This window comes from Bradyrhizobium sp. ORS 86 (assembly GCF_045571475.1).
In the GTDB taxonomy this organism is placed as follows: Bacteria; Pseudomonadota; Alphaproteobacteria; order Rhizobiales; family Xanthobacteraceae; genus Bradyrhizobium.
Window position 1 is genome coordinate 4,609,526 of record NZ_CP120699.1, and the last position, 23,191, is coordinate 4,632,716.

20 protein-coding genes are annotated in these 23,191 nt (G+C 65.2%); 7 read left to right on the plus strand and 13 right to left on the minus strand.

The features are described from left to right. The first annotated feature begins 52 nt into the window (after positions 1-52). The 3 genes from P6U25_RS21625 to P6U25_RS21635 all read left to right on the plus strand — a co-directional run bounded on the left by P6U25_RS21625 (position 53) and on the right by P6U25_RS21635 (position 3,553). Complete coding sequence (locus P6U25_RS21625; protein ID WP_407146797.1) at positions 53-550, plus strand: YaiI/YqxD family protein; 498 nt, start codon at positions 53-55, stop codon at positions 548-550. 4 nt (positions 551-554) lie between these two features. Beyond that, positions 555-2,369: an ABC-F family ATP-binding cassette domain-containing protein gene (locus P6U25_RS21630; protein WP_407146798.1), complete on the plus strand. Its 1,815-nt coding sequence runs from the start codon at positions 555-557 to the stop codon at positions 2,367-2,369. 104 nt (positions 2,370-2,473) lie between these two features. Next, the gene (locus P6U25_RS21635) at positions 2,474-3,553 is read left to right on the plus strand and encodes a D-TA family PLP-dependent enzyme (RefSeq protein WP_407146799.1); all 1,080 of its coding nucleotides are present in this window, start codon (positions 2,474-2,476) and stop codon (positions 3,551-3,553) included. Between the two features lie 173 nt (positions 3,554-3,726). On the opposite strand, the gene P6U25_RS21640 is transcribed toward P6U25_RS21635, so the two are convergent. Beyond that, positions 3,727-4,629 (minus strand): LysR family transcriptional regulator, encoded by a 903-nt coding sequence (locus P6U25_RS21640; protein WP_407146800.1) that lies wholly within the window; start codon positions 4,627-4,629, stop codon positions 3,727-3,729. 94 nt (positions 4,630-4,723) lie between these two features. On the opposite strand from P6U25_RS21640, the gene P6U25_RS21645 reads away from it, so the two are divergent. Then, positions 4,724-5,941, plus strand: coding sequence for an MFS transporter (locus P6U25_RS21645; protein ID WP_407146801.1), 1,218 nt, complete (start codon positions 4,724-4,726; stop codon positions 5,939-5,941). 87 nt (positions 5,942-6,028) lie between these two features. On the opposite strand, the gene P6U25_RS21650 is transcribed toward P6U25_RS21645, so the two are convergent. The 9 genes from P6U25_RS21650 to P6U25_RS21690 all read right to left on the minus strand — a co-directional run bounded on the left by P6U25_RS21650 (position 6,029) and on the right by P6U25_RS21690 (position 16,105). Further along, positions 6,029-7,201, minus strand: coding sequence for a TIGR03862 family flavoprotein (locus P6U25_RS21650; protein ID WP_407152573.1), 1,173 nt, complete (start codon positions 7,199-7,201; stop codon positions 6,029-6,031). A 217-nt stretch (positions 7,202-7,418) separates the two neighbouring features. Continuing rightward, positions 7,419-8,336 (minus strand): SDR family NAD(P)-dependent oxidoreductase, encoded by a 918-nt coding sequence (locus P6U25_RS21655; protein WP_407146802.1) that lies wholly within the window; start codon positions 8,334-8,336, stop codon positions 7,419-7,421. A gap of 252 nt (positions 8,337-8,588) precedes the next feature. Next, the gene (locus tag P6U25_RS21660) at positions 8,589-8,735 is read right to left on the minus strand and encodes a hypothetical protein (protein WP_407146803.1); all 147 of its coding nucleotides are present in this window, start codon (positions 8,733-8,735) and stop codon (positions 8,589-8,591) included. A gap of 205 nt (positions 8,736-8,940) precedes the next feature. After that, complete coding sequence (locus P6U25_RS21665) at positions 8,941-9,420, minus strand: MaoC family dehydratase (RefSeq protein ID WP_407146804.1); 480 nt, start codon at positions 9,418-9,420, stop codon at positions 8,941-8,943. A gap of 3 nt (positions 9,421-9,423) precedes the next feature. After that, positions 9,424-11,154, minus strand: a complete 1,731-nt coding sequence (locus P6U25_RS21670) for an AMP-binding protein (protein ID WP_407146805.1) — start codon at positions 11,152-11,154, stop codon at positions 9,424-9,426. Positions 11,155-11,286: 132 nt separating this feature from the next. Beyond that, the gene (gene mmsB / locus P6U25_RS21675) at positions 11,287-12,174 is read right to left on the minus strand and encodes a 3-hydroxyisobutyrate dehydrogenase (RefSeq protein ID WP_407146806.1); all 888 of its coding nucleotides are present in this window, start codon (positions 12,172-12,174) and stop codon (positions 11,287-11,289) included. Between the two features lie 25 nt (positions 12,175-12,199). Continuing rightward, positions 12,200-13,282: an enoyl-CoA hydratase/isomerase family protein gene (locus tag P6U25_RS21680; RefSeq protein ID WP_407146807.1), complete on the minus strand. Its 1,083-nt coding sequence runs from the start codon at positions 13,280-13,282 to the stop codon at positions 12,200-12,202. Then, on the minus strand, positions 13,279-14,424 hold the full coding sequence (locus tag P6U25_RS21685) for an isobutyryl-CoA dehydrogenase (RefSeq protein WP_407146808.1): 1,146 nt from the start codon (positions 14,422-14,424) through the stop codon (positions 13,279-13,281). The genes P6U25_RS21680 and P6U25_RS21685 overlap by 4 nt, the downstream gene beginning before the upstream one ends. 184 nt (positions 14,425-14,608) lie before the next feature. Next, positions 14,609-16,105: a CoA-acylating methylmalonate-semialdehyde dehydrogenase gene (locus tag P6U25_RS21690; RefSeq protein WP_407146809.1), complete on the minus strand. Its 1,497-nt coding sequence runs from the start codon at positions 16,103-16,105 to the stop codon at positions 14,609-14,611. A 119-nt stretch (positions 16,106-16,224) separates the two neighbouring features. On the opposite strand from P6U25_RS21690, the gene P6U25_RS21695 reads away from it, so the two are divergent. Further along, positions 16,225-17,139: a LysR family transcriptional regulator gene (locus P6U25_RS21695; RefSeq protein WP_407146810.1), complete on the plus strand. Its 915-nt coding sequence runs from the start codon at positions 16,225-16,227 to the stop codon at positions 17,137-17,139. Positions 17,140-17,284: 145 nt separating this feature from the next. Here P6U25_RS21695 and P6U25_RS21700 read toward each other — a convergent pair whose 3' ends face one another. Further along, complete coding sequence (locus tag P6U25_RS21700; RefSeq protein ID WP_407146811.1) at positions 17,285-17,899, minus strand: TetR/AcrR family transcriptional regulator; 615 nt, start codon at positions 17,897-17,899, stop codon at positions 17,285-17,287. 277 nt (positions 17,900-18,176) lie between these two features. Here P6U25_RS21700 and P6U25_RS21705 point away from each other — a divergent pair, with 277 nt between their 5' ends. Both P6U25_RS21705 and P6U25_RS21710 read left to right on the plus strand, forming a co-directional pair. Continuing rightward, positions 18,177-18,947 carry an enoyl-CoA hydratase gene (locus P6U25_RS21705; RefSeq protein WP_407146812.1) on the plus strand — a complete coding sequence of 257 codons (771 nt, stop codon included), beginning with the start codon at positions 18,177-18,179 and terminating at the stop codon, positions 18,945-18,947. A 249-nt stretch (positions 18,948-19,196) separates the two neighbouring features. Beyond that, positions 19,197-20,063 (plus strand): hypothetical protein, encoded by an 867-nt coding sequence (locus P6U25_RS21710; protein WP_407146813.1) that lies wholly within the window; start codon positions 19,197-19,199, stop codon positions 20,061-20,063. A 139-nt stretch (positions 20,064-20,202) separates the two neighbouring features. Here P6U25_RS21710 and P6U25_RS21715 read toward each other — a convergent pair whose 3' ends face one another. Next, entirely contained in the window at positions 20,203-21,615 is a 1,413-nt protein-coding gene (locus P6U25_RS21715) for a sensor histidine kinase (protein ID WP_407152574.1), read from the minus strand. A 141-nt stretch (positions 21,616-21,756) separates the two neighbouring features. After that, positions 21,757-23,019, minus strand: coding sequence for an MFS transporter (locus P6U25_RS21720; RefSeq protein ID WP_407146814.1), 1,263 nt, complete (start codon positions 23,017-23,019; stop codon positions 21,757-21,759). Positions 23,020-23,191: the final 172 nt, after the last annotated feature.

Below are 23,191 nucleotides of genomic sequence, written 5' to 3' on the forward strand. Positions count from 1 at the left end.
CCGCCCGATGGAGTACACGCGGAGCCCGCGCGCGCCGCCACCCCCTGGATCGATGACTGAAACTCCTGCCCCCACCCGAATCTATGTCGATGCCGACGCCTGCCCGGTGAAGGACGAGATCTACCGCGTCGCGATCCGTCTCGGCGTGCCGGTCAGCGTGGTTGCAGGCGGCTTCATCCGCGTGCCCCAGGATCCGCTGATCGAGCGCGTCGCTGCCGGTTCCGCGATGGATGCCGCCGACGACTGGATCGCGGAACGCGCGCGTGAGGGCGACGTCGTGATCACGGCGGACATTCCGCTGGCGAGCCGCTGCGTCAAGGCCGGCGCCGAAGTAATCGCGCCGAACGGCAAGCCGTTCACGGAACAATCGATCGGCATGACGCTTGCCATGCGCAACCTGATGACCGATCTGCGGTCGTCGGGTGAAGTCACCGGCGGGCCGAAATCGTTCTCACCGCGCGACCGCTCGACATTCCTCTCGACGCTCGACCAGACCATCCGCCGCATCCAGCGCCGCCGCGCGGAGCAGGCGACGACGAGCCAGGGCTGACGCAATGGCACCACCGCTCATTCAGCTCAAGGACATCAGCCTCACCTTCGGCGGCACGCCGCTCTTGACCGGCGTCGAGCTGTCGGTTTCAGCCGGCGAGCGCGTCTGCCTGATCGGACGCAATGGCTCCGGCAAATCGACGCTGCTGCGGATCGCGGCCGGCCTGGTCGAGCCCGACTCCGGCAGCCGCTTCGTGCAGCCCGGCTCCACCATCCGCTATTTGCCGCAGGAGCCGGATTTCGCCGGACATGCGACCACGCTGTCCTATGTCGAGGCCGGGCTCGGCCCGGGCGATGACCACTACCAGGCGCGCTATCTGCTCGAACAGCTCGGCCTCAGCGGCGAGGAAGATCCCGCGCATGTCTCCGGCGGCGAAGCGCGGCGCACGGCGCTGGCGCGGGTGCTGGCGCCCTCGCCGGACATCCTGCTGCTCGACGAGCCGACCAACCATCTCGACCTGCCGACCATCGAATGGCTTGAGGGCGAACTGGAGAGCCGGCGCTGCGCGCTCGTGCTGATCAGCCACGACCGCCGCTTTCTCACCAACCTGTCGCGCACCACCGCCTGGCTCGACCGCGGCCAGATCAGGCAGATCGACCGCGGCTTCGGCGCGTTCGAGGCGTGGCGTGACGAGGTGCTGGCGGAAGAAGAGCGCGAGCAGCACAAGCTCGACCGCAAGATCGTCAACGAAGAACACTGGCTGCGCTACGGCGTCTCCGGGCGTCGCAAGCGCAACGTCAAGCGGCTTGGCAATCTGCACGCGCTGCGCGATCAGCGGAAGAACTATCGCGGCGCCACCGGCAACGCCACGCTGGCTGCTGCCGAGGCCGAAAAATCCGGCCGCCTCGTGATCGAGGCGAAGAGCATCTCCAAGGCCTATGGCGAGCGCACCATCGTCGACGGCTTCTCGACCAGAATTCAGCGCGGCGACCGCGTCGGCATCGTCGGCCCCAATGGCGCCGGCAAGACCACGCTGGTGCATCTCCTGATCGGCAACGATCCGCCCGATAGCGGCTCGGTGCGGCTTGGTGCCAATATCGAGATGGCAACGCTCGATCAGCACCGCGAAAGCCTCGATCCAAAGCTCACGCTGGCCGAAGCTTTGACCGGCGGCCGCGGCGACCATGTGATGGTCGGCGATAAGCCGAAGCACGTGATCGGCTACATGAAGGACTTTCTGTTCGCGCAGGAGCAGCGCGGCACGCCGCTCGAAGCGCTGTCGGGCGGTGAGCGCGGCCGGCTGATGCTGGCGCGCGCGCTGGCGAAGCCGTCCAATCTTCTGGTGCTGGACGAGCCGACCAACGATCTCGATCTCGAAACCCTCGACGTGCTCGAAGAGATGCTCGGCGACTACGAGGGCACCGTGATCCTGATCAGCCACGACCGCGACTTCCTCGATCGCGTCGTGACCTCGGTGATCGTGCCTGAAGGCCAGGGCCGCTGGATCGAATATGCCGGCGGCTATACCGACATGCTGGCGCAGCGCGGCGCCGACGTGAAGCGCGAGGCGGTGAAGGCGCAAAGCCCGGTCGAGGAGAAAAAGGAAGCGAAAGCCGCGGCGCCCGAGGCGGGCCCCAGGCGCCGGCTGAGCTTCAACGAGAAGCACGCGCTGGAAACGCTGCCGAAGACGATCGACAAGCTGCACGCCGAGATCGCCAGGCAGCAGAAGCTGCTCGACGACCCTGACCTCTACACCAAGGATCGCAACAAGTTCGATGCCGCATCTGCAGCGATCGCCAAGGCGCAGGAAGAGCTCGCCGCCGCCGAGGACCGCTGGCTCGAACTCGAAGTGCTGCGCGAAGAGATCGAACAGGCGTGAAGCGTAGGATGGGTAGAGCGAAGCGAAACCCATCATGACACGCCGATGCAATTGATGGGTTCGCTGCGCTCTACCCATCCTACGAGGCCGGAGAAGAGAAAAACATGACCACGCCCCTCGCCGCCAAGATCGCCCGCGAATACGGCACGCCCTGCGCCGCGATCGACATGGATCGGGTCGAGCGCAACATCGCCCGCATCCAGGCGGCCTGCGATGCCGCCGGCGTCGCCAACAGGCCGCATATCAAGACGCACAAGAATCCGACGTTGGCGCAGCTACAGGTCAAGGCCGGTGCGAAGGGCATCACCTGCCAGAAGCTCGGCGAGGCCGAGATCATGGCGGATGCCGGGATCGACAACATCCTGATCAGCTACAATCTGCTGGGCGACGAGAAGATGGCGCGGCTCGGCGCGCTGCAGGGTAAGGCGAACGTCACCGTCGCGGCCGACAATTCCGTCGTGGTCGGCGACCTGCCGAAGGCGGCCGCGGCGTCCGGCCGTCCGCTCTCCGTCGTCGTGGAATGCGACACCGGCCGCAAGCGCGCCGGCGTCGAGACGCCAGCGGAGGCGATCGCGCTGGCGCGGGAGATCGCAGGCTCAAAGGGGCTGAGCTTCGCGGGCTTCATGCTGTATCCGACCGAGACCGGCTGGGCTGACGCGCAGAAATTCTACGACGAGGCGCTGGCCGGCGTCCGCGCGCATGGGCTCGATGCTCCGATCGTCTCGACCGGCGGCACGCCGAACCTGAAGAATCTCGGCAAGCTGAAGGGTGGCACCGAGCACCGCTTCGGCACCTACATCTACAACGACCGCATGCAGGTCGCCGCAGGCGTCGCCACCTGGGACGATTGCGCGCTGCACATTTACTCCACCGTCGTCAGCCGCGCCGGTCCGGAGCGCGGCATCCTCGATGCCGGCTCGAAGACGCTGACCACGGATACCGGCGGCCTCGAGGGTCACGGCCTGATCCTCGAGCATCCCGAAGCCAAGATCGCGCGCTTTGCCGAGGAGCACGGCTTCCTCGATCTGTCCCGCAGCAACACCCGGCCCGGTGTCGGCGATGTCGTGCGGATCGTACCCAATCACGTCTGCGTCGTGGTCAACATGATGGACGAGGTCGTGATGGTGCGCGGCGATGAGATCATCGGCACGCTGCCAGTCGCGGCAAGGGGGAAGTTGCGGTAGCCTCCTGTCCACCTCTCCCGCTTGCGGGGGAGGTCGTATCGCATCGCCAGATGCGATACGGGTGGGGGCTCTCTCGACAATATGATTCGGGGTAATACCCCCACCCCAGCCCTCCCCCGCAAGCGGGAGAGGGAGCGCAGTGCCGTCGCGGTGCTATCCCGCCTAAGATCGACCTAGGCCCGCACCAGCGCCTGCAACTCCCGATTCAGCGCCTCGCGAAACACCTCGATCGGCCGCGCCAATCGGCCGGCCGGCGGGCGGTGCACGATCCAGGCGCGGACCGCGGGGTTGAAATCCTCGATCCTGACGATCTTGAGCCGGTTGCGGATCGGGCTGCGCTTCAGCGCCACCGGGGTCACGAGCCCGATGCCGAGCCCGCGTGCCACCAGCGACAGGCGCAGCTCGCTGTCCAGTGCCTCGACCGCGACGGTGAACGGCAGATGCGCCGCGTCGAAGTGGCGCTTCAGCGTCTGGCGAAAGCCGCACCCATCCTGGTTGATCACCCAGCCCATGCGGGACAGCCATTCGAGGCCGACCGACTTCGGCGTCTTCATGTCGCGCGCGACGACGAACACCACCGGCTGCGCGCCGAGATCGTCGGCAAGGAGCTCCGCCGGCGGCGCGGTGCCGTCAGGCAGGCAGATCGCCGCCGCGTCGAGCTCGTTGCGCGACACAGCCTCCAGGTGATGCGGCGACCAGCCGGAGACGACGCGCACCGCGAGCGCGGGAAATTCCGCGCGCACGGCATCGAGCGGCCCGGTGAGCCCCGCCTCCGACAGGAACGGCGTCAAGCCGAGCCTGAACTCGCCGCGCACCACGCCATCATTTGCGACCCCGGACTTGAGATCGTCGAGCATCCGCAGCAGGCGTCGGCCCTGCTCGTAGGCCTCGTATCCGGCCGGCGTCGGCTTCAGCGGCTTCGACAGCCGGTCCAAAAGCTGCGCACCGAGCATCTCCTCGAGATTCTGGATCCGTCGCGTCACGCCGGGCTGGGTCAGGTTCAGCCGCGCCGACGCCGCGACGATCGATCCGGTCTCCACCACCGCGACGAAGGCGACAAGGTCATGCGTATTCATAACAAACTCGCATATTCTTCATTATCTTATTTGAATTGTAGCATATTAGGCCGACCCTCTAAAGGGGGCTTCGCAACTCCATCCGCGAGGTCCCATGACCATCTCCGACGTCACCAAGCTCTCTCCGGCGCGCCCCGTCTCGGTGCGTCCCCTGATCTGGATCGGCGCCATCACGACCGGCACCGTCGTCACCAATCTGTTCGCGCCGCAAATCCTGATCGGACTGATGGGCCGTTCGCTCGGGATGACCGCATTCCAGGCCGGCCTGATCTCGACGCTGACGCTGCTCGGTTATGCCCTCGGCCTGTTGCTGCTGGTGCCGCTGGTCGATCTGGTCGAGAACAAGCGGCTGATCCTGCGCACGCTGGCTTGTGCGATCGTGGCGGCGCTGGGCACCGCGCTCGCGCCCACGCCCGACTTTCTGCTTGCCGCAACCTTCATCCTCGGCGCGTCCTGCGCTGCGATCCAGATGGTGGTGCCGCTGGTCGCCTCCATGGTGGCGCCGGAGCGTCGTGGTCAGGCGATCGGCGACGTCATGAGCGGATTGATGATCGGCATCCTGCTGTCGCGCCCCGCGGCGAGCCTGATCGCGGACGCCTGGAACTGGCGCGGCTACTACATCACCTCGGCCGTCCTAATGGTTGTGCTTACCGCGGCGCTGGCCCGCTGCCTGCCGACGCTCAAACCAGTCGCTGCCACGAGCTACGGTACATTGCTGCGCTCGTTTCCGAGGCTGCTGCGCGAGGAGCCGGTGCTGCGCGTGCGTGCCTGGACAGCGGCGCTGGTGATGGCATCGTTCACCGCGTTCTGGGCCGCGGTCGCATTGCGCCTGCCGGATGCGCCGTTCAATCTCGACGCCAGGGGGATCGCGTTGTTCGCGCTGATCGGCGTGGCCGGAGCCGCGGCGACCTCGGTCGCCGGCCGCTGGGGCGATAGAGGCTTTGCGCGGCCGCTCTTGATCGGCTCGCATCTGCTCATCATCATCGCGGTTGCGCTGTGCATCTGGGCCGCCATGCTCGAATCCCGGATCGCGGCACTGCTGGTGATGAGCATCGGCGCGATCCTGCTCGATCTCGGCATCACCACGGATCAGACGCTCGGCCGCCGCGCGGTCAACCTGCTGCGGCCCGAGGCGCGCGGGCGCATCAATGGGCTGTTCGTGGCGCTGTTCTTCATCGGCGGCGCGGTCGGAGCTGCGGCCGCCTCCGCCGCCTGGAGCTTTGGCGGCTGGACGATGGTGTGCCTGGTAGCCGGCGCCTTCGGCGTGCTCGGCGTCATCACCGATCTCGTAACAAAGACCGGCTCGTCATGAGATGTCGTAGGATGGATAGAGCGCAGCGAAACCTATCAAATCTCATCGGTGCGGGAGCTTGATGGGATTCGCTGCGCTCTACCTATCCTACCGTTTGAGCCATCTGAGCGCACCATTCCCTGCGGCGACACCGGTCGCGAACGCCGCCTGCAACAAATAGCCGCCGGTCGGAGCTTCCCAGTCGAGCATCTCGCCGGCGGCGAAGGTGCCGGGCAGCCGACGCAGCATGAAATGCTCGTCAAGCTCGTCGAACCTGATCCCGCCCGCGCTCGAGATTGCACGCGCGATCGGCGCCACGCCGGTGATCCGGATCGGCACCCTATTGATCATTGCGGCGAGATCGGCCGCCGGCAGCGACGCGAGCGGTCGGCCGGCAACGGCTGCCGCCTCCTGCAACAACCCGATGCCGACAGGCGAGAGCTGCGCGGCCTTGCGCAGGAAGTTGGAGAAGGATTGCTTGCCCTTCGGCGCCGACAGCCGCGCGGTCAATTCGCCCGTCGTAACATCAGGGCGCAGCGCCGCGTGAAGTGTTGCAGCTCCCTTCGCCAGCACCGCCTCGCGCAGTTCAGCCGACAATGCGTAGATCGCACCGCCTTCGATGCCCGCACCGGTGACGATTGCCTCGCCGCGCACGGTGTGCGCGCCGATCGTCAATGCGACGCCCTTCAGCGGCTGGCCCTCGAAGCGATCGCGGAAGACATTGGACCAGGCGACGGTGAAGCCTGAGTTGGCCGCTTTCATCGGCGCCACGGCAAAGCCCCTCGCGGCCAAGATCTCCGTCCATGCGCCGTCGGATCCAAGCCGCGGCCAGCTCGCGCCGCCGAGCGCGAGCACCGTTGCGTTGGGCTTGATCACGCGCGGACCATCGGGCGTCGCGAACTCCAGTCCGCCCGCCTCCCATCCGACCCAGCGATGCCGGAACGCAAACCGGACACCAGCAGCATCGAGCCGCAGCAGCCAGGCGCGCAGCAGTGGCGATGCCTTGAACGCCTTGGGGAAGACGCGGCCACTGGTGCCGACGAAGGTCGACTGTCCCAGCGCCTCGCACCACGTGCGCAGGGCGTCAGGCGGAAACGCCTCGACCGCAGCTTTCAGGTGCGGCATCGCCTCGCGATAGCGTGCGAGGAAATCCGGCAGCGGTTCAGAGTGGGTGAGATTGAGCCCGCCGCGGCCAGCGATCAGGAATTTGCGGCCAGCCGATGGCATCGCGTCATAGACGGTGACATCGGCACCATCAGCCGCAAGCACCTCCGCCGCCATTAGGCCGGCGGGGCCGGCTCCGATGACGGCGGCGTGCTTGGCGGATGACGATGACATGCTGCGAGAATAGAGCGAATCCGCGTCACACAAAATCGGTCGTCATGCCCGGGCTTGACCCGGGCATCCACGTGCCAACACCACAACGCACTGCAAGACGTGGATGGCCGGGTCAAGCCTGGCCATGACGAGTGCGTGCGTTGAAAGGACAGTGCGTCCCTTACAGCTTGATCCCCGCGCGCGCGGCGGCCTGGGCGACATATTTCTGCGTCTGCTCGAACGCGCCCTGCAGCGCCTTCGCGGTCGACATGTCGCCGATCTCATTGAAATGCGCGGCGACCGCGTCAGGCGTCCACTCGGACTGTGGCAGGTTGACGCCTTCGGTCTCCAGCACTTTGATGACGGCGAACGAGCCGGCGCCGGCGCCCATGATGGTGCGGGTCGGCGCGTCTTCGCTGAGCAGAAACTCGACCGCCGGCGTGATCGCTTCCGGCTTCATCAGCGCCAGCGCCTGCGGCGGCAGCAGTTCCTCGGTCATGCGGGTGGCCGCGGTCGGCGAGATCGTGTTGACCTTGATATTGTTCTTGCGGCCCTCCTCGGCGAGCACGTTCATCAGGCCGACCATGCCGGCCTTGGCGGCGCCGTAATTGGCCTGGCCGAAATTGCCGAACAGGCCCGACGACGAAGTCGTCAGCACGATGCGGCCGTAGTTGCGCTCGCGCATGCCGGCCCACACCGCCTTGCAACAGTAGAACGTGCCGGTGAGATGCACGCCGAGCACCTTGTCCCAGTCGGCGACCTCGAGCTTGGCGAACGACTTGTCGCGCAGGATCCCGGCATTGGCGCACAATAGGTCGACGCTGCCCCACTCCTTGGTGGCGCGCTCGACCATCGCGGTGACCTGCTCGAAATTCGAGACGTCGGCGCCGTCGGCCATTGCAGTGCCGCCCGCCTTGCGGATTTCCTCGACCACGGTCTCGGCCGGCGACAGCGAGCCGCCGGTGCCGTCGCGTGCGCCGCCGAAATCGTTGACCACGACCTTGGCGCCGCGGCTCGCGAGCCCCAGCGCATGTGCCCGTCCGAGGCCGTTGCCCGCGCCGGTGACGATAGCGACGCGTCCGTCAAACCTGATTGCCATGCCGTCGATTCCTGTACTTCTTCCCTTCTCCCCTTGTGGGAGAAGGTGGCGCGCAGCGCCGGATGAGGGGTTCTCTCCACAGATGAGCTCGCGGAGAGAGACCCCTCACCCGGCTTCATCTCGCTCCGCTCGATTGCGCCACCCTCTCCCGCAAGGGGAGAGGGTGTAGCTCGAACGGCCTGAAGAGGCTGGAGACGTTTTGAGCAGCGATGGATGGCCGGGTCAAGCCCGACCCTGACCGCCACGGGCGCGCTATACCGAAGGGGTCATCGATCCGCAGGGCTTCAAGGTTTTGAGCAGGTGCCCGTTCCAGCACTCGTGGTGCTCTTGGGCGAAGCTAATGAGACCAATCACAATCAAAGCGACCACGACAAGTCCGGCGACGATGTTCTGCACCATGGCTGCCACTCCCGGGACCGCACCGCCTACGGAGGGATGATGAACACCAGGGATCGTCGCCGTCAATGCGCTACGTGGACCAAGCGAGCAATGCACCACCTATGACGGCAGGTTGATCCGGGCTCGCTCCACCTCTCCCGCTTGCAGACCCGCAGGCGGGAGCGCAGTCTCTTCGCGACTGCTATTCACTCGATCTCATGACGCCTTAGTTGAAATAGATCAGGCCGAGCCAGTCGGCGACCAAGGCGGGCTTTTCCTCACCCTCGATCTCGACCGTGACGTTGGTGCGCGACAGCAATTCCTTCGGCTTGCGCAGCGTGGCCTCCGCCAGGACGAAGCGGCCACGGACCCGCTTGCCGGCGCGCACCGGCGAGATGAAGCGCAGCTTGTCGAACCCGTAGTTGACGCCCATCGCGGTGCCGTCGACGACAGGCATGACCTCGTAGGACATGATTGACATCAGCGACATCGTGAGGAAGCCGTGCGCGATCGTGGTGCCGAAGGCAGTTTCCTTGCTGGCGCGCTCGGGATCGACATGGATGAACTGGTGATCTTCGATCACGTCGGCATAGGTGTTGATGCGGCCCTGATCGATCAGATGCCATGAGGACACACCGATCTCCTTGCCGACCATGCCCTGGTAGGTTTCCAGGGACACCGGCGGTTTCTTCCAGACTTCATTCATCGATTAGCTCTCCGAACCCGACCGCACTTTCTGCAGCTCCGGGAATTCTTCCTCACGGAACTCGACTCCGCGCAACGCATCGCTGCGATTATCGTCATGTTCGAGCCGGCGCAACTGCACCCGGCGGATTTTTCCGGAGATCGTCTTCGGCAGTTCGGTGACCAGTTCGAGCTTGCGGATGCGCTTGAATGGCGCAAGGCGGCTGTGCAGATGCTTGAAGATCGAGAGTGCCGTCTCCGGCGTGCGCTCGACGCCGGAGACCAGCAGCACATAAGCCTTCGGGATCGCAAGCCGGATCGGATCCGGACTCGGCACCACGGCGGCCTCGGCCACCGCATCGTGCTCGAGCAGCACGCTCTCGAGCTCGAACGGCGAGATCCGGTAGTCGGAGGACTTGAACACGTCGTCGGTGCGGCCCACGAAGGTGAGATAGCCTTCGTCATCGGTGAACACGACGTCCCCGCTGCGATAGATGTCGCCGTCGGCGCCGCCGAGCTTGCCATCATCGCCCTGGTAGCCTTGCATCAGCCCAGCCGGCCGGTTGGCGCCGAGCAGCAGCGTCACCTCGCCTTCCCTGGCCGGCTGGCCGTCATTGTCTGACACCTGGACGCGATAGCCCGGCAGCGGACGGCCCATCGAGCCGACCTTCACCTTTTGTCCCGGCGGGTTGCCGGCGAGCGCCGTGGTTTCGGTCTGGCCGTAGCCGTCACGGATGGTGAGACCCCAGGCCGATTTGACCTGGTCGATGATCTCGGGATTGAGCGGCTCGCCGGCACCACAGACCTCGCGCAGCGAGACCTTGTAGCTCGCAAGCTGCTCCTGGATGAACATCCGCCACACCGTCGGTGGCGCGCACAGCGTGGTGACGCCGCAGCGGCCGATGATCGAGAGCAGTCCTTTCGCCTCGAAGCGTGGCTGGTTCGCGATGAAGATCGTGGCGCCGGCGTTCCACGGCGCGAAGAAGCAGCTCCAGGCGTGCTTGGCCCAGCCGGGCGAAGAGATGTTGAGGTGGATGTCGCCGGGCTGCAGCCCGATCCAGTACATCGTCGAGAGATGGCCGACCGGATAGCTGCGCTGACTGTGCCGCACCAGCTTCGGCTTCGCCGTGGTGCCCGACGTGAAATACAGCAGCATCGGGTCGTCGGCCTGGGTCGGGTCATCGGGCGTGAAGCTCTCGGAGGCCTTGGCCGCATCCTCGAACGGCAGCCAGCCCTCGGGCGACTGCGTCGCGCCGATCACGATGCGCACGAGCTTGTCGCTGCCAAGGCCTGCGAACTTCGCGACCTGATCCTGCGCCGCGACAACCGCCTTTGCCTTGCCGCGATCGAGCCGGTCGCGCAATTCGTCTCCCGTCAGCAGCGTGGTCGCGGGGATCACCACGACGCCGAGCTTGATCGCCGCCAGCATGGTCTCCCAGAGCGGCACGACGTTGCCGAGCAGCAGCAGGAGATGATCGCCGCGCTTCAGCCCCTGCGCACGCAGGAAGTTTGCCACCCGGTTGGAACGGCGCGACAGTTCGGCGAAGGAGAGCTTCGTCTCGTTGTTACTGGCGGCATCGACGATCCACAGCGCCGGCCGGTCGCGACTGTCGGGATGGCGTGCCAATTCGGCGTCGAACCAGTCCAGCGCCCAGTTGAACGGCACCGGGTCGGGCCAGCGAAAATTTTTGACCGCGGTCTCGTAGTCGGTGCGGTACTTGAGCAGAAAAGCGCGTGCGTCCTGAAATGTGGTCATGGTGCTTCACCACGTCTTCTGGGCGTCATCCTGAGAAGCCACGCCATTGCGCGGCGTCTCGAAGGATGGGCCACGGGCACCGCATCCTTCGAGGCTCGCTGGTGCTCGCACCTCAGGATGACGCAACCAAAATTACTTTCCAGCGAGGCTCCGAACGTGCTGGATAATCCCGGAAAAGTCGACCCCGCCATGACCGGTTGCGTCGAAGGTCTTATAGATCTCCTGCGCATGCTGGCCGAGCGGCGTCGCCGTCCCGGCGGTCCTGGCCGCGTCCTGCGCCAGCGTCAGGTCCTTCAGCATCAAGTTGGTCGCGAAGCCCGGCTTGTAGTCATTGTTGGCCGGCGAGGTCGGCACCGGGCCGGGAACCGGGCAATAAGTCGTCAGCGACCAGCACTGCCCCGACGAGGTCGAGGCGACGTCGAACAGCGCCTGATGCGACAGGCCGAGCTTTTCGCCGAGCACGAAGGCTTCGCCCACCGCGATCATGGAAATGCCGAGGATCATGTTGTTGCAGATCTTGGCTGCCTGCCCCGCGCCGGCGGCGCCGCAATGCACGATCTTCTTGCCCATGTTCTCCAGCACGGGCTTTGCCGTCGCAAACGCCTTGTCCGCGCCGCCGCACATGAAGGTCAGCGTCGCGCCCTTGGCGCCACCGGTGCCGCCCGAGACCGGCGCATCGACCGAGGCCATGCCGTGCTTGGCCGCAAGCGCGTGCGCCTGCTTGGCGCTTTCGACGTCGATGGTCGAGCAGTCGATGATCAGCGTGCCCTTGGCCATCACCGGAAGAACGTCGGTCCAGACGCCGAGCACATGCTTGCCGGCCGGCAGCATGGTGATGACGACGTCGGCGCCCTTCACCGCGGCGACGCTGCTTTCAGCGATCGCGGCGCCATCTGCCTTGGCCTGATCGCGCAACGCCGCGACCAGATCGAACGCGGTGACCTTGTGGCCGGCCTTGACCAAATTGGCCGCCATCGGCCCGCCCATATTGCCGAGCCCGATGAATGCAACGTTTGCCATGGAAGCTCCTCCGCTTGCGACGTTTCTATTTGCTGTCTGGAAATGTCAGTTCGTCGGCGCCGATCCCGGCGAAGTATGGCGCCACCATCTCCGGCGTCACGTCCTCAATTCGCGGCGGCGACCATTTCGGATTGCGGTCCTTGTCGATCACGGCGGCGCGCACGCCCTCGCGGAAGTCGTCGCTGGCGAACACTTCGAGCGCGGCGCGATATTCGCGCACCAGGCACTCCTCCAGCGTTGCAGTCGCCCGCGCCAGCCGCAGCAGCTTGAGCGTCACGACCATGCCGCGCGGCGACTTCTCGCCCAGCGTCGTGAGCATCGCCTGCGCAAGGTCGGACCCGTCGGCCTTCAGCGCCTCGACAATGTCTTCCATCCGACCGCGTGCGAACCAGCCATCGATTTTCGCCTGCAGCGCAGCGACCGGACCGGCCGTCTCGCCGGTCGCAAAGCCGCGGATCAGGCTGTCGATCGCGGCCGACGTCGTGCCCGGCCGAACCTGGGTCAGCGCCTCACGCAGCGCCGCAAGCTTCGCGCTCGGCACCACTGCGTCAGCGAACTTGGCGTAGATCGCGTCAGGGCCATTCATCGTCGCTCCGGTCAATCCAAAATAGGTGCCGAGCTCGCCCGGGGCGCGGGACAGCAGATAGGTGCCGCCAACGTCGGGGAAGAAGCCGAGCCCGACCTCGGGCATCGCGAGCTTGGTCTTCTCCGTCACCACGCGATGACGGCCGTGCGCGGACAGCCCGACGCCGCCGCCCATCACGAGGCCGTCCATGAACGCGACGTAGGGCTTCGGATATTTCGCGATCCGCGCATTCATGATGTATTCCTGGCGCCAGAAGACCTTGCCGAGGTCTCCCCCCACCTTCGAGCTCTCGTACAGCCCGCGGATGTCGCCGCCGGCGCACAGGCCGCGCTCGCCGGCGCCTTCCAGCAGCACCACGGCGACCTCGCCATCGTGCTCGAACCGGTCCAGCGCCGCGTCGATGCCCTCGGACATCTCGAGCGTCATCGCGTTGATCGCCTTCGGCCGGTTGAGCCGGATCACGCCCAGCGCCCCTTCGCGCCGGACGATCAGGTCGCCGTCTGCCGCTGTCGCGTCATTCATCGCGCGCCCTCGATCAACTTGCGCGACACGATCAGCCGCATGATTTCATTGGTGCCTTCGAGGATCTGGTGCACGCGCAGGTCGCGCACGATCTTCTCGATGCCATATTCGCTCAAATAGCCGTAGCCGCCGTGCAGTTGCAGCGCCTGGTTGGCGACCTCGAAGCCGACATCGGTGCCGAAGCGCTTGGCCATCGCGCAGAGCATGCCGGCGTCCGGATCCTTGCGGTCGAGCGCGGCCGCGGCGCGCCACAGGAAGGTGCGCGCAGCCTCGAGCTCGGTCGCCATGTCGGCGATCTTGAACTGCAATGCCTGGAATTCGTCGAGCCGCTTTCCGAACGCCTTGCGGTCCTTCATGTAGGCCAGCGCCTTGTCGAGCGCCGCCTGCGCGCCGCCGAGCGAGCACGCCGCGATGTTGAGACGGCCGCCGTCGAGACCGGCCATCGCGATCTTGAAGCCGATGCCCTCCTCACCGAGCCGGTTCTCGACCGGCACGCGCGCATTCTCGAACATGACCGCGCGGGTCGGCTGCGCGTTCCAGCCCATCTTGCGCTCATTGGCGCCGAACGATACGCCCGGCGTCTTGCCGTCGATCACCAGCGTCGAGACGCCGCCGGGTCCGTCGCCGCCGGTTCGCACCATCGCAACTAGAAGGTCGGTGCCGCCGGCGCCGGAGATGAACTGCTTCTGACCGTTGAGCACGTAGTGGTCGCCATCGCGCACCGCGCGCGTGCGGAGCGCAGCGGCGTCGGAGCCTGCGCCGGGCTCGGTCAGGCAGTAGCTTGCCAGCAGCTCCATGGTGCAGAGCTTCGGCAGCCACTTGTGGCGCTGGATGTCGTTGCCGTAGGCATCGATCATCCAGGACGCCATGTTGTGGATCGAGATGAAGGCCGACGTGGTCGGGCAGCCCATCGCCAGCGCCTCGAAGATCAACGCCGCGTCGAAGCGGGTCATCGCCGAACCGCCGACGTCGTCGCGGATGTAGATGCCGCCGATGCCGAGGCTCGCCGCCTCGCGCATCACGTCGACAGGAAAGTGCTTCTTCTCGTCCCATTCGAGCGCATGCGGCGCGATCTTCTCCGCGGCAAACGCGCGCGCCATGTCTCGAACCGCGATCTGGTCCTCGTTGAGAGCGAACTGCATCTCAATGCCCCCACAGGGTGAGGTCACCTCTCCCCAACGGGGAGCGGTCGATTTGCGCAGCAAATCGGGTGAGAGGGTACCGCTCCAACGAGAGACCGTGCCCCCTCACCCGGCGCTTCGCGCCGACCTCTCCCAAAGGGAGAGGTGATTTCCCGATACTGCCGAAGCTCACTCCAATCTCGCGTTACTTCATCGTCGGGATCGAGAACTCAGCGCCTTCCTTGACGCCGGACGGCCAGCGCGACGTCACCGTCTTGGTCTTGGTGTAGAAGCGGATCGAATCCGGACCATGCTGGTTGAGGTCGCCGAAGCCCGACTTCTTCCAGCCGCCGAAGGTGTAATAGGCGATCGGCACCGGGATCGGCACGTTGATGCCGACCATGCCGACATTCACCTTGGCCGCGAAGTCGCGTGCCGCGTCGCCGTCGCGGGTGAAGATCGCAACGCCATTGCCGTAGTCGTGGTCGGACGGCAGCGCCAGCGCCTCCTTGTAGTCGTGGGCACGCACCACCGACAGCACCGGGCCAAAAATCTCTTCCTTGTAGATCCGCATGTCCTTGGTGACGTTGTCGAACAGCGAGCCGCCGAGATAGAAGCCCTTTTCATAGCCCTGCATCTTGAAGCCGCGGCCGTCGACGGCGAGCGTGGCGCCTTCCTTGACGCCGACGTCGATGTAGTTCTTGACCTTCTCGACCGCCTCGCGCGTCACCAGCGGACCGTAATCGGCGGACGGATCGACCGAGGTGCCGATCTTGAGCGACTCGACGCGCGGGATCAGCTTTTCCATCAGGCGGTCGCCGGTGGTCTTGCCCACGGGCACAGCGACCGACACTGCCATGCAGCGCTCGCCGGCGGAGCCGTAGCCCGCGCCGATCAGCGCGTCGACGGCCTGGTCCATATCGGCATCGGGCATCACGATGGCGTGGTTCTTGGCGCCGCCGAAGCACTGGCAGCGCTTACCGGTCTGGGCCGCGCGGGTGTAGATGTATTCCGCGATCGCGGTCGAGCCGACGAAGCCAATCGCCTTGATGTCGGGATCGTCGAGGATGGCGTCGACCGCTTCCTTGTCGCCGTTGACGACGTTGAGGATGCCGGCCGGCAGGCCCGCTTCGATCATCAGCTCGGCAAGCGCCATCGGCACGCCGGGATCGCGCTCGGAGGGCTTCAGGATGAAGGCGTTGCCGCAGGCGATCGCCGGCGCGAACTTCCACATCGGGATCATCGCCGGGAAATTGAACGGCGTGATGCCGGCGACGACTCCGAGCGGCTGCCGCAGCGAATAGATGTCGATGCCGGGGCCGGCGCCTTCGGTGTACTCACCCTTCATCAGGTGCGGAATGCCGCAGGCGAACTCGACCACTTCGAGGCCGCGCTGGATGTCGCCCTTGGCGTCGGGAACGGTCTTGCCGTGCTCCCGCGCAAGCAGCTCGGCGAGCTTGTCATAGTCGCGCTGCACCAGTTCGAGGAAGCGCATCATGACGCGAGCGCGGCGCTGCGGGTTGGTCGATGCCCATTCCGGCTGCGCGGCCTTGGCGTTCTCGACCGCGGCGCGGACCTCGGCCTTGGAGGCCAGCGCCACCTTGCCCTGGACCTCGCCGGTCATCGGCTCGAAGACGTCAGCCGTGCGGCCCGAGGTGCCCTTGACCTCCTTGCCACCGATGAAATGTCCGATTGAGCGCATGAAAAACCTCCCTTGAAGACCTGAATCGCCAGCCTGCCGGCGAGATCGCTTTACAAACCCTATTGACCCTGCATTTTATAGGATTCAAGTCCGATAAATTGCACCATAGATGTGCGGAAATGCTGGATCAAGGCGGCGGCACAATCGACTGGGACGACTTCCGTTTCGTGCTCGCCATCGTGCGCGGCGGATCGGTTTCGGCCGCCGCCAAGCAGCTCGGCGTCGATCATGCCACAGTGATCCGGCGTGTCGACCGGCTGGAGCGCCACCTCTCCGCAAAACTGTTTGATCGCCGCAAGACCGGCTACCTGCTGACCGAGGCCGGCCAGCGCGTCGCCGACAGCGCGGAGGCGATGGAATCCACCATCGCAGCCAACCAAGAGGCGGTCGGCGGCTCGCGCGCGCATTTGACCGGCACGGTGCGGATCGGCGCCCCCGACGGGTTCGGCAGCCACTTCCTGGCCTCGCGGCTGGTCAAATTCGCCGAGAGGTATCCCGATCTCGACCTGCAGCTTGTCGCGACCGCCCGTCTCTTCAGCCTGTCAAAGCGCGAGGCCGACATCGCGATCAGCCTGACCATGCCGAAGGAAGGCCGGATCGTCGGCCGCAAGCTGCTCGACTATACGCTTGGGCTATATGCCGCACCCGCCTATCTCGCACAGGCGCCTGACATCACCGGACGAAGCGACCTGCCGCGCCACCGCTTCGTCGGCTACATCGAGGAACTCCTGTTCACGCCGGAGCTGGACTATCTGCCGCAGGTCTCGCCGAAGATCTCGGCCAAGTTCCGCAGCGCCAATCTGATCGCCCAGCTCAACGCGACCATCGCGGGCTTCGGCATCGCCGTGCTGCCGCACTTCATGGCGACCGCACATCCGGAATTGCAGGCCGTGCTGCCGGACGAGGTGCGGATCTCGCGCACCTTCTGGCTCTTGATGCACGCCGACAGCAAGGACCTCGCGCGCATCCGCGCGGCGGCCGATTACATCTACGAGACGGTCGAGGCCGAGCGTGGCCTGTTCAGCGGGCCGTGAGGAGTCTCGCCACTCAACCCGTCATCCTGAGGAGCGCGGTACGCGCGTCTCGAAGGATGCACGGCCCCGCTTGTGCCCGTCGCCCTTCGAGGCTCGCCGAAGAGGCGAGCACCTCAGGGTGACGGACCGGGCCGTCGCGACGAGCCTAACTCACCTTCGCCTTCTTCGCCGGCGCCTTCGCCGCCGCGGCGCGGCCGAGCACCGCCTCGCGGCCGGCGGCGAGCACCTCGTCGGACAATTCGCCGCTGCCTGCGATCCGCGCCATCACGATGGTGCCCATCATCGTCGCAAGCGTCGCCATCGCCTGCTTGCGCGCGGTCTTGCGCGGCACATCCAGGATCTGGTCGGCGATCATGTCGATCATCTGCTCGAGCTTGAGCGCGAACGCCTTGCGGGTCTTCGGGCTCTCGCGCGCGAGTTCGGCACCGAGCGCCGGGATCGCGCAGCCATGGCCGGGATCGTCGCGATGGACCTGCGTCAGATAGCCCTCGACGATGGTCGCAAGCCGCTTCTCTGGCGGCATCTCGGCGACAATCTTGCGCCAGCGTTCGGTGCCACGGTCCATCGCATGGTTGAAGGCCTCGATCACCAGCGCCTCGCGCGAGTCGAAATGCGCGTAGAAGCCGCCATGGGTCAGGCCGGCGTCCTTCATCAGATCGGCGACGCCGATGCCGTGCGCGCCCTTTTCGCGCAGCCGGACCGATGCCTTCCGCACGATCCGCGCATGGGTTTCCTGCTTGTGTTCTTTCGAATAGCGCATGCCGGTCTCATGGAATGTTTCCAATCATATAATAGCAGATTTGCGCCGGAAAAGCTGTAGTTATTTCGTCATTGCATCCGCCGCGATCGTGGAAAAGGTCGCGGTTGCGTGCACTGCAAGATTGCCGTTGCTGGTCTGGCGGCGGAGCTTGATTTGCCTTGCCTACGACCGAATGGTTCCCGAACGCACTGGCGCGTAACCGCGGCCTCGATCCCTTGACAGGAGCATACCTTGTCCGGGAAGTGGCGCGACCTATTCCTGTTGCGAGACTATCACCATGGACATGCTCAATCCCCATTGCGGTATCGACCGCGACTCGAGAGGCGTCGTCCGCTTGACGATCTGCAACGCCGGCAAGCTGAACATCGTGAGCTCGGCGGTGACCAACGGCGTCCGCGAGGGGTTCGAGCATCTCTCCGCCGACCCGTCCATCCGCGCGGTGATCCTGTCGGGCGAAAGCGAGCGGAGCATGATCGGCGGCGCCGACATCAAGGAGATGGCGAAGCTCGACCAAAAGTCCGCCGAGCAGTTCATCAGCCGCCTGCGCGACCTCTGCGAGGCCGTGCGCAAGTTTCCGGCGCCTGTCATCGCCCGGCTGCCCGGCTGGTGCCTCGGCGGCGGGCTCGAGGTCGCGGCCGCCTGCGATGTGCGGGTCGCCGCGCATGATGCGATGTTCGGCATGCCCGAGGTGCGCGTCGGCATCCCCTCGGTGATCCACGCCGCGCTGCTGCCGCGGCTGATCGGCTGGGGTCGCGCGCGCTGGCTGATGATGACGGCGGAAAACATCGACGCGCCTACCGCGCTCGCCTGGGGCCTGGTCGATACGGTCGCAAAGCCCGGCGGCCTCGACGAGGCCGTCGAGCACACCGTGAAGGCGCTGCTGGAATGCGGCCCGGAGGCGCTGCGGATCCAGAAGGATTTGCTGCGGCGATGGGAAGAGCTGCCGCTCACCGAGTCGGTCAATCTCAGCGTCGGCGTATTCGGACAGTCGTTCCTGACCGGCGAGCCGCAGCGGCTCATGCAGGGATTCCTGGATCGCAAACGGTAGCTGCCTGAAGCCTTGTAGCCCGGATGGAGCGCAGCGAAATCCGGGAGCGCGTCATCCAAGGGACGAGTTACCCCGGATTACGCGGAGCCTGTCATCGGGCGCGCATTCGCGCGACCCGTTGGCTGCATCAGGGTTACGCTCGCTTGCTGACAGTATTTCTTCGACAGCAGCCAAATGCCGATAGCGTTCAAGCTACCCGGAGCACTAAAGTCAATTGACGTTTGGATTTATAACCACCGAGGGTGCGCCGTGACGCTTGTTGTTGCCTATTGCACGGACGACATTTGCTTCATGGTAGGTGATACATTGGTAACCCATCAACACTTTGAACTGAAGGGAGATTTGGGGCCGATCAACGGGGAATATCACAGCCTTAAGATTCAAATCCTGAATGGAGCACTTGCTGTGGCATTCGCGGGCGACTTCGACGCTGCGTACAGCGCGGTTCAGGCACTCAAGTCACACCTCTATACGAATCCTAACATTGATCCCGTCATTTGGCTCTCGCAGCAAGAAGGGCTCAGCGGATGTGAATTTTTGGTACTGGTGAACCAAAAAGAGAAGCGATTATTCCTCGTTCGGAATGACGAACTTTTCGAATGCCGGAGGGCATACATCGGATCGGCCGATGACTACAAAAGATACACTGTACTGAGAAAGGAATATGCCGGCCCCGATGAGCGCCAAGTCGTAGCGGCTGACGGCAAACAGCTAAGGCTGCCGGTGACAGATGGCGAGAAAGAGTTCGACATTGTCTCAGATGCTATGGAAGCGCTCTCTCGTGATCTGGTGGGAAAGAAATACCAGCTTGTTGGAGCTGTAAGCGGGTTTGTGACACGCGTCGCTGACGCACGAACTTCCAAAGAGCTTGAATATCTTCAAAGCGTTGAGATTTCGTCCCAACCTTGGGAGCCTGCTGGCGGGTATTCGGTGCTTGCAGACAATACTGATACCCGTGGCTTGGGTATTTATTTTCGTGCTGGCGGCCGGGGATTCGTATTTCCCGTATGCGGCACACCTCCGTGCGTTCCAAGTGGTGCCGATAGTTTGAGTGCCTTCATCCAGGAAGCGCATGATAGATGGGGCATGAAGCTTGTTGGCGGGACTTGGCCATGACCTTTTGGACCGCACTGTTAGATCTAAGGATCGGGTAGCCAGCCGTTGCCACGATGTTGGCCATTGCGCCGCAGAGGAATGCAGCCTGTCCCAAGGCAACGCCCCTTAGGCCGGGCCGTCTACCGAACTTTCGTCGCGCTCAGCTCGCGACGGGAATCTCGACGAACACCCGCGTGCCGCAACCGGGCTTGCTCTCCAGCGCGATCCGGCCGCTCAGCGACGACACGACGATGTTGAACACAACGTGCAAGCCGAGCCCGATATTGCCCTTCTCCCGTCCGGTGGTGATGAACGGGTCGAACACACGCGCCTGCAACTCCTCGGCGACGCCAACGCCTTGATCGGCGCAGGCAATCCGCACCAGTGCCTGATCCGGTTGTGTCACCGTCACCGTGAACGGCCCGCCGCGGCCGTCGGGATAGGCGTGCGCCGCCGCGTTGAACGCCAAGTTGCTGATCACCTGCGCCAGCGCGCCCGGATAGCTGTTGAGAACGATTCCTTGCGGGCACGCGATGTCGACGATCAAACCCTGACGGGAGAGCAACGGCCCGAGCTTCGAGATCAGCTCGGCGAGCCATCCCCCGAGTTCAAATGTATGGCGCTGCTCGTCGGCTTGATGGATCGCGACCTGCTTGAAGCTGTGCACCATCTCGGATGCCCGATGCAGGTTTTCAAAGGTGATCCGCAACCCCTCCTCGATCCGCCCGATGCCCTTCGTCAGGTCGGAGCGTCGGACGGCGACACCGCTCAACGTGCCACGCAGCGCGCGCAGGTCAGCCTCCATCGCCGTGGACGTGGTCAGCGCCAGGCCGAGCGGCGTGCTGACCTCATGCGCGACACCGGCGACGAGCTGCCCGAGCGAGGCTAGCTTCTCGGCCTGCACGAGATGCGATTGAGTTGCGTGCAGATCGCGCAACGAGGCTTCCGAGCGCTCCTTTTCCTGCTTGAGCGCCTCCGCCGTCCGAAACTGCTGGCGCGCGCGGTACTCGCGCGCGGCGACGGCATAGAGCGACAGCGCATAGGCGTTGAGGACGAGGGAATGGTTGATGAAGCGCAGCCCTGCCGGCAAGCCCGGCGCGACGGATTCGGCGATACAGAGCGCGATCCACGTCGTGAGACAGAACACCGCCAGCGGCCCAATCCGCAGCGGCAGCATGGTCGAGACGAACAGGATCACCATGATCATGCCGGGTGCCGCATAGGTGAAGCCCGAGGGCAAGACGAGATAGACCGTCGGCAGCACGCAGCCCGGGATGACGCAATAAACCAGGAAGATCGTCTCGGCCCAGGCCTTCATCGCGGGCACGGCGAGCAAGGCCGTCAGCGGCAGCAGAACGAACACGGCGATGCCGCCGCGGATCGCAAGCGTAGTCGACACGATCTCGGGATAGAGAAACCAGTCCCAGAACGTATATCCGGCATAGGTCAGCGCGCCGAGCAGCATCGCGACCTGGGTCCAGCCGATGTTGCCCCGCACATACTGGTCCACGAACCGGCGCTCTTCGACGATGTCGTCGAAGCGCAGTCCAAGCCGGGTCAACAGGCTGAGCATCGCGGTATCAAGGTATGAAATCTCTTGGCACGGGCAATCGGCGCGCGAAAAACGATCCACGATAGCGTCTCCCCACCGCCGCGTCTTTGCCGCACGCCCGATCATGGCGCGGCATCGCGCCGCGCCCCCGCAACCTGCCTCTCACCTGGCATTCGCCGGGGCGTGGAGTGGCCAGAGGTCGGCGCGCCAATGCAGCGTGATGGCCAGCATCGCGACGAGACCGGCGGCGGCGTAGAGCGTGCCGGTCGCGGAATAGCCGATCAGGTCGATCAGGCTGCCCGCCGCCAGCAGGCCGAGCGGCAGGCCGTAGATCACCATCATGCGCACGCCCATCACGCGGCCGCGCAGATGAGCGCTGGCGTTGCGCATCAGCATCACCGCTGCCGAGATCATCGACATGCTCTGCGCGATGCCGGCGAGCACGAGGCAGGCCATCGCCACCGGCATGGTCCTGATCTCCACGAACACCAGCAGCATGGCGTACCACGCCACGGTCGCCCCGATCAGGAGCCGGGCGATGCGGACGCCGCCAGCCATGCTGAGCGTGATCGAGCCGATCAGCGAGCCGACCGCGAAGCTCGCCGACAGATAGCCGAGGCCGGTCTGGTCGGTCTGGAAGATGTCGCGGGCGACGTAAGGCAACAGTCCGTTGGTGAGGGGAAAGGCGGTGAGATTAGCGAGGAACGCGACGCAAAGCGCCGCGCTCATTCCCGGCCCGCTCCAGGCGTAGACGATGCCTTCCTTGAGATCCCGCAGCAGGGTGACCGCGAGCGTGGCATCCGCCGGACGGTCGGCCGTGCCATGGGATTGAACCGGACGGCTCATGCAGAGCATCAGGATGGCCGCCACGAAATAGAAGCAGGCGATTCCGACATAGACAAAACCGATGCCGAGCGCGGCGAACAGGCTGGCGCCGGTCAGGGCGCCGGCGATGCGCGCACTGTCCTGCGTCGTGCGCGCCAGGCTGATGGCACCGACCAGTTGCCCCGGCGGCATGATGTCGGCGAGCAGCGCGCCGCGCACGCCGAGATCGGAAGGCCGAATCAGCCCCATGATCGCGACGATGATCATGACGTTGAGCGGCGCCAGGTGGCCTGACAGCGCCAGCGTCATGATGGTGCCGGAGAGCGCCGTATAGGCAAAGCGCATCACGGCCAGCAGATCGCGATGCCCCATGCGGTCGCCGATCATGCCGACCACAGGCGCGATCAGCGTCCCGACATATTGCAGCGAGGCGAGCACCGTCAGCAGCAGCACCGAGCCGGTCTCGACCATGATGTACCAGCCGAGCACAAGAGTCTCGACCTCGAATGCCCAGGAGGTGAGCAGATCGGACGGCCATTGAAAGCGATAGTTGCGGATGCGGAATGGTGCGAGCGCGGATGTCCGCGTGCCTCCCCTCAAGACGCGATAACGCGTGTCACGGCGTTCCCTGCCCTTTTCTTGTTGTTTTGGGTCTTGATTATTTCGATTCCGGGGACAACGCCCCTTTCGGCAAGGTACCGCCGAGGTGGTCGCTGTCAATCGCGGCTGCTGCATGCGCCCATGCCGGGCGGCATGTGCTGCGCCGCAATCC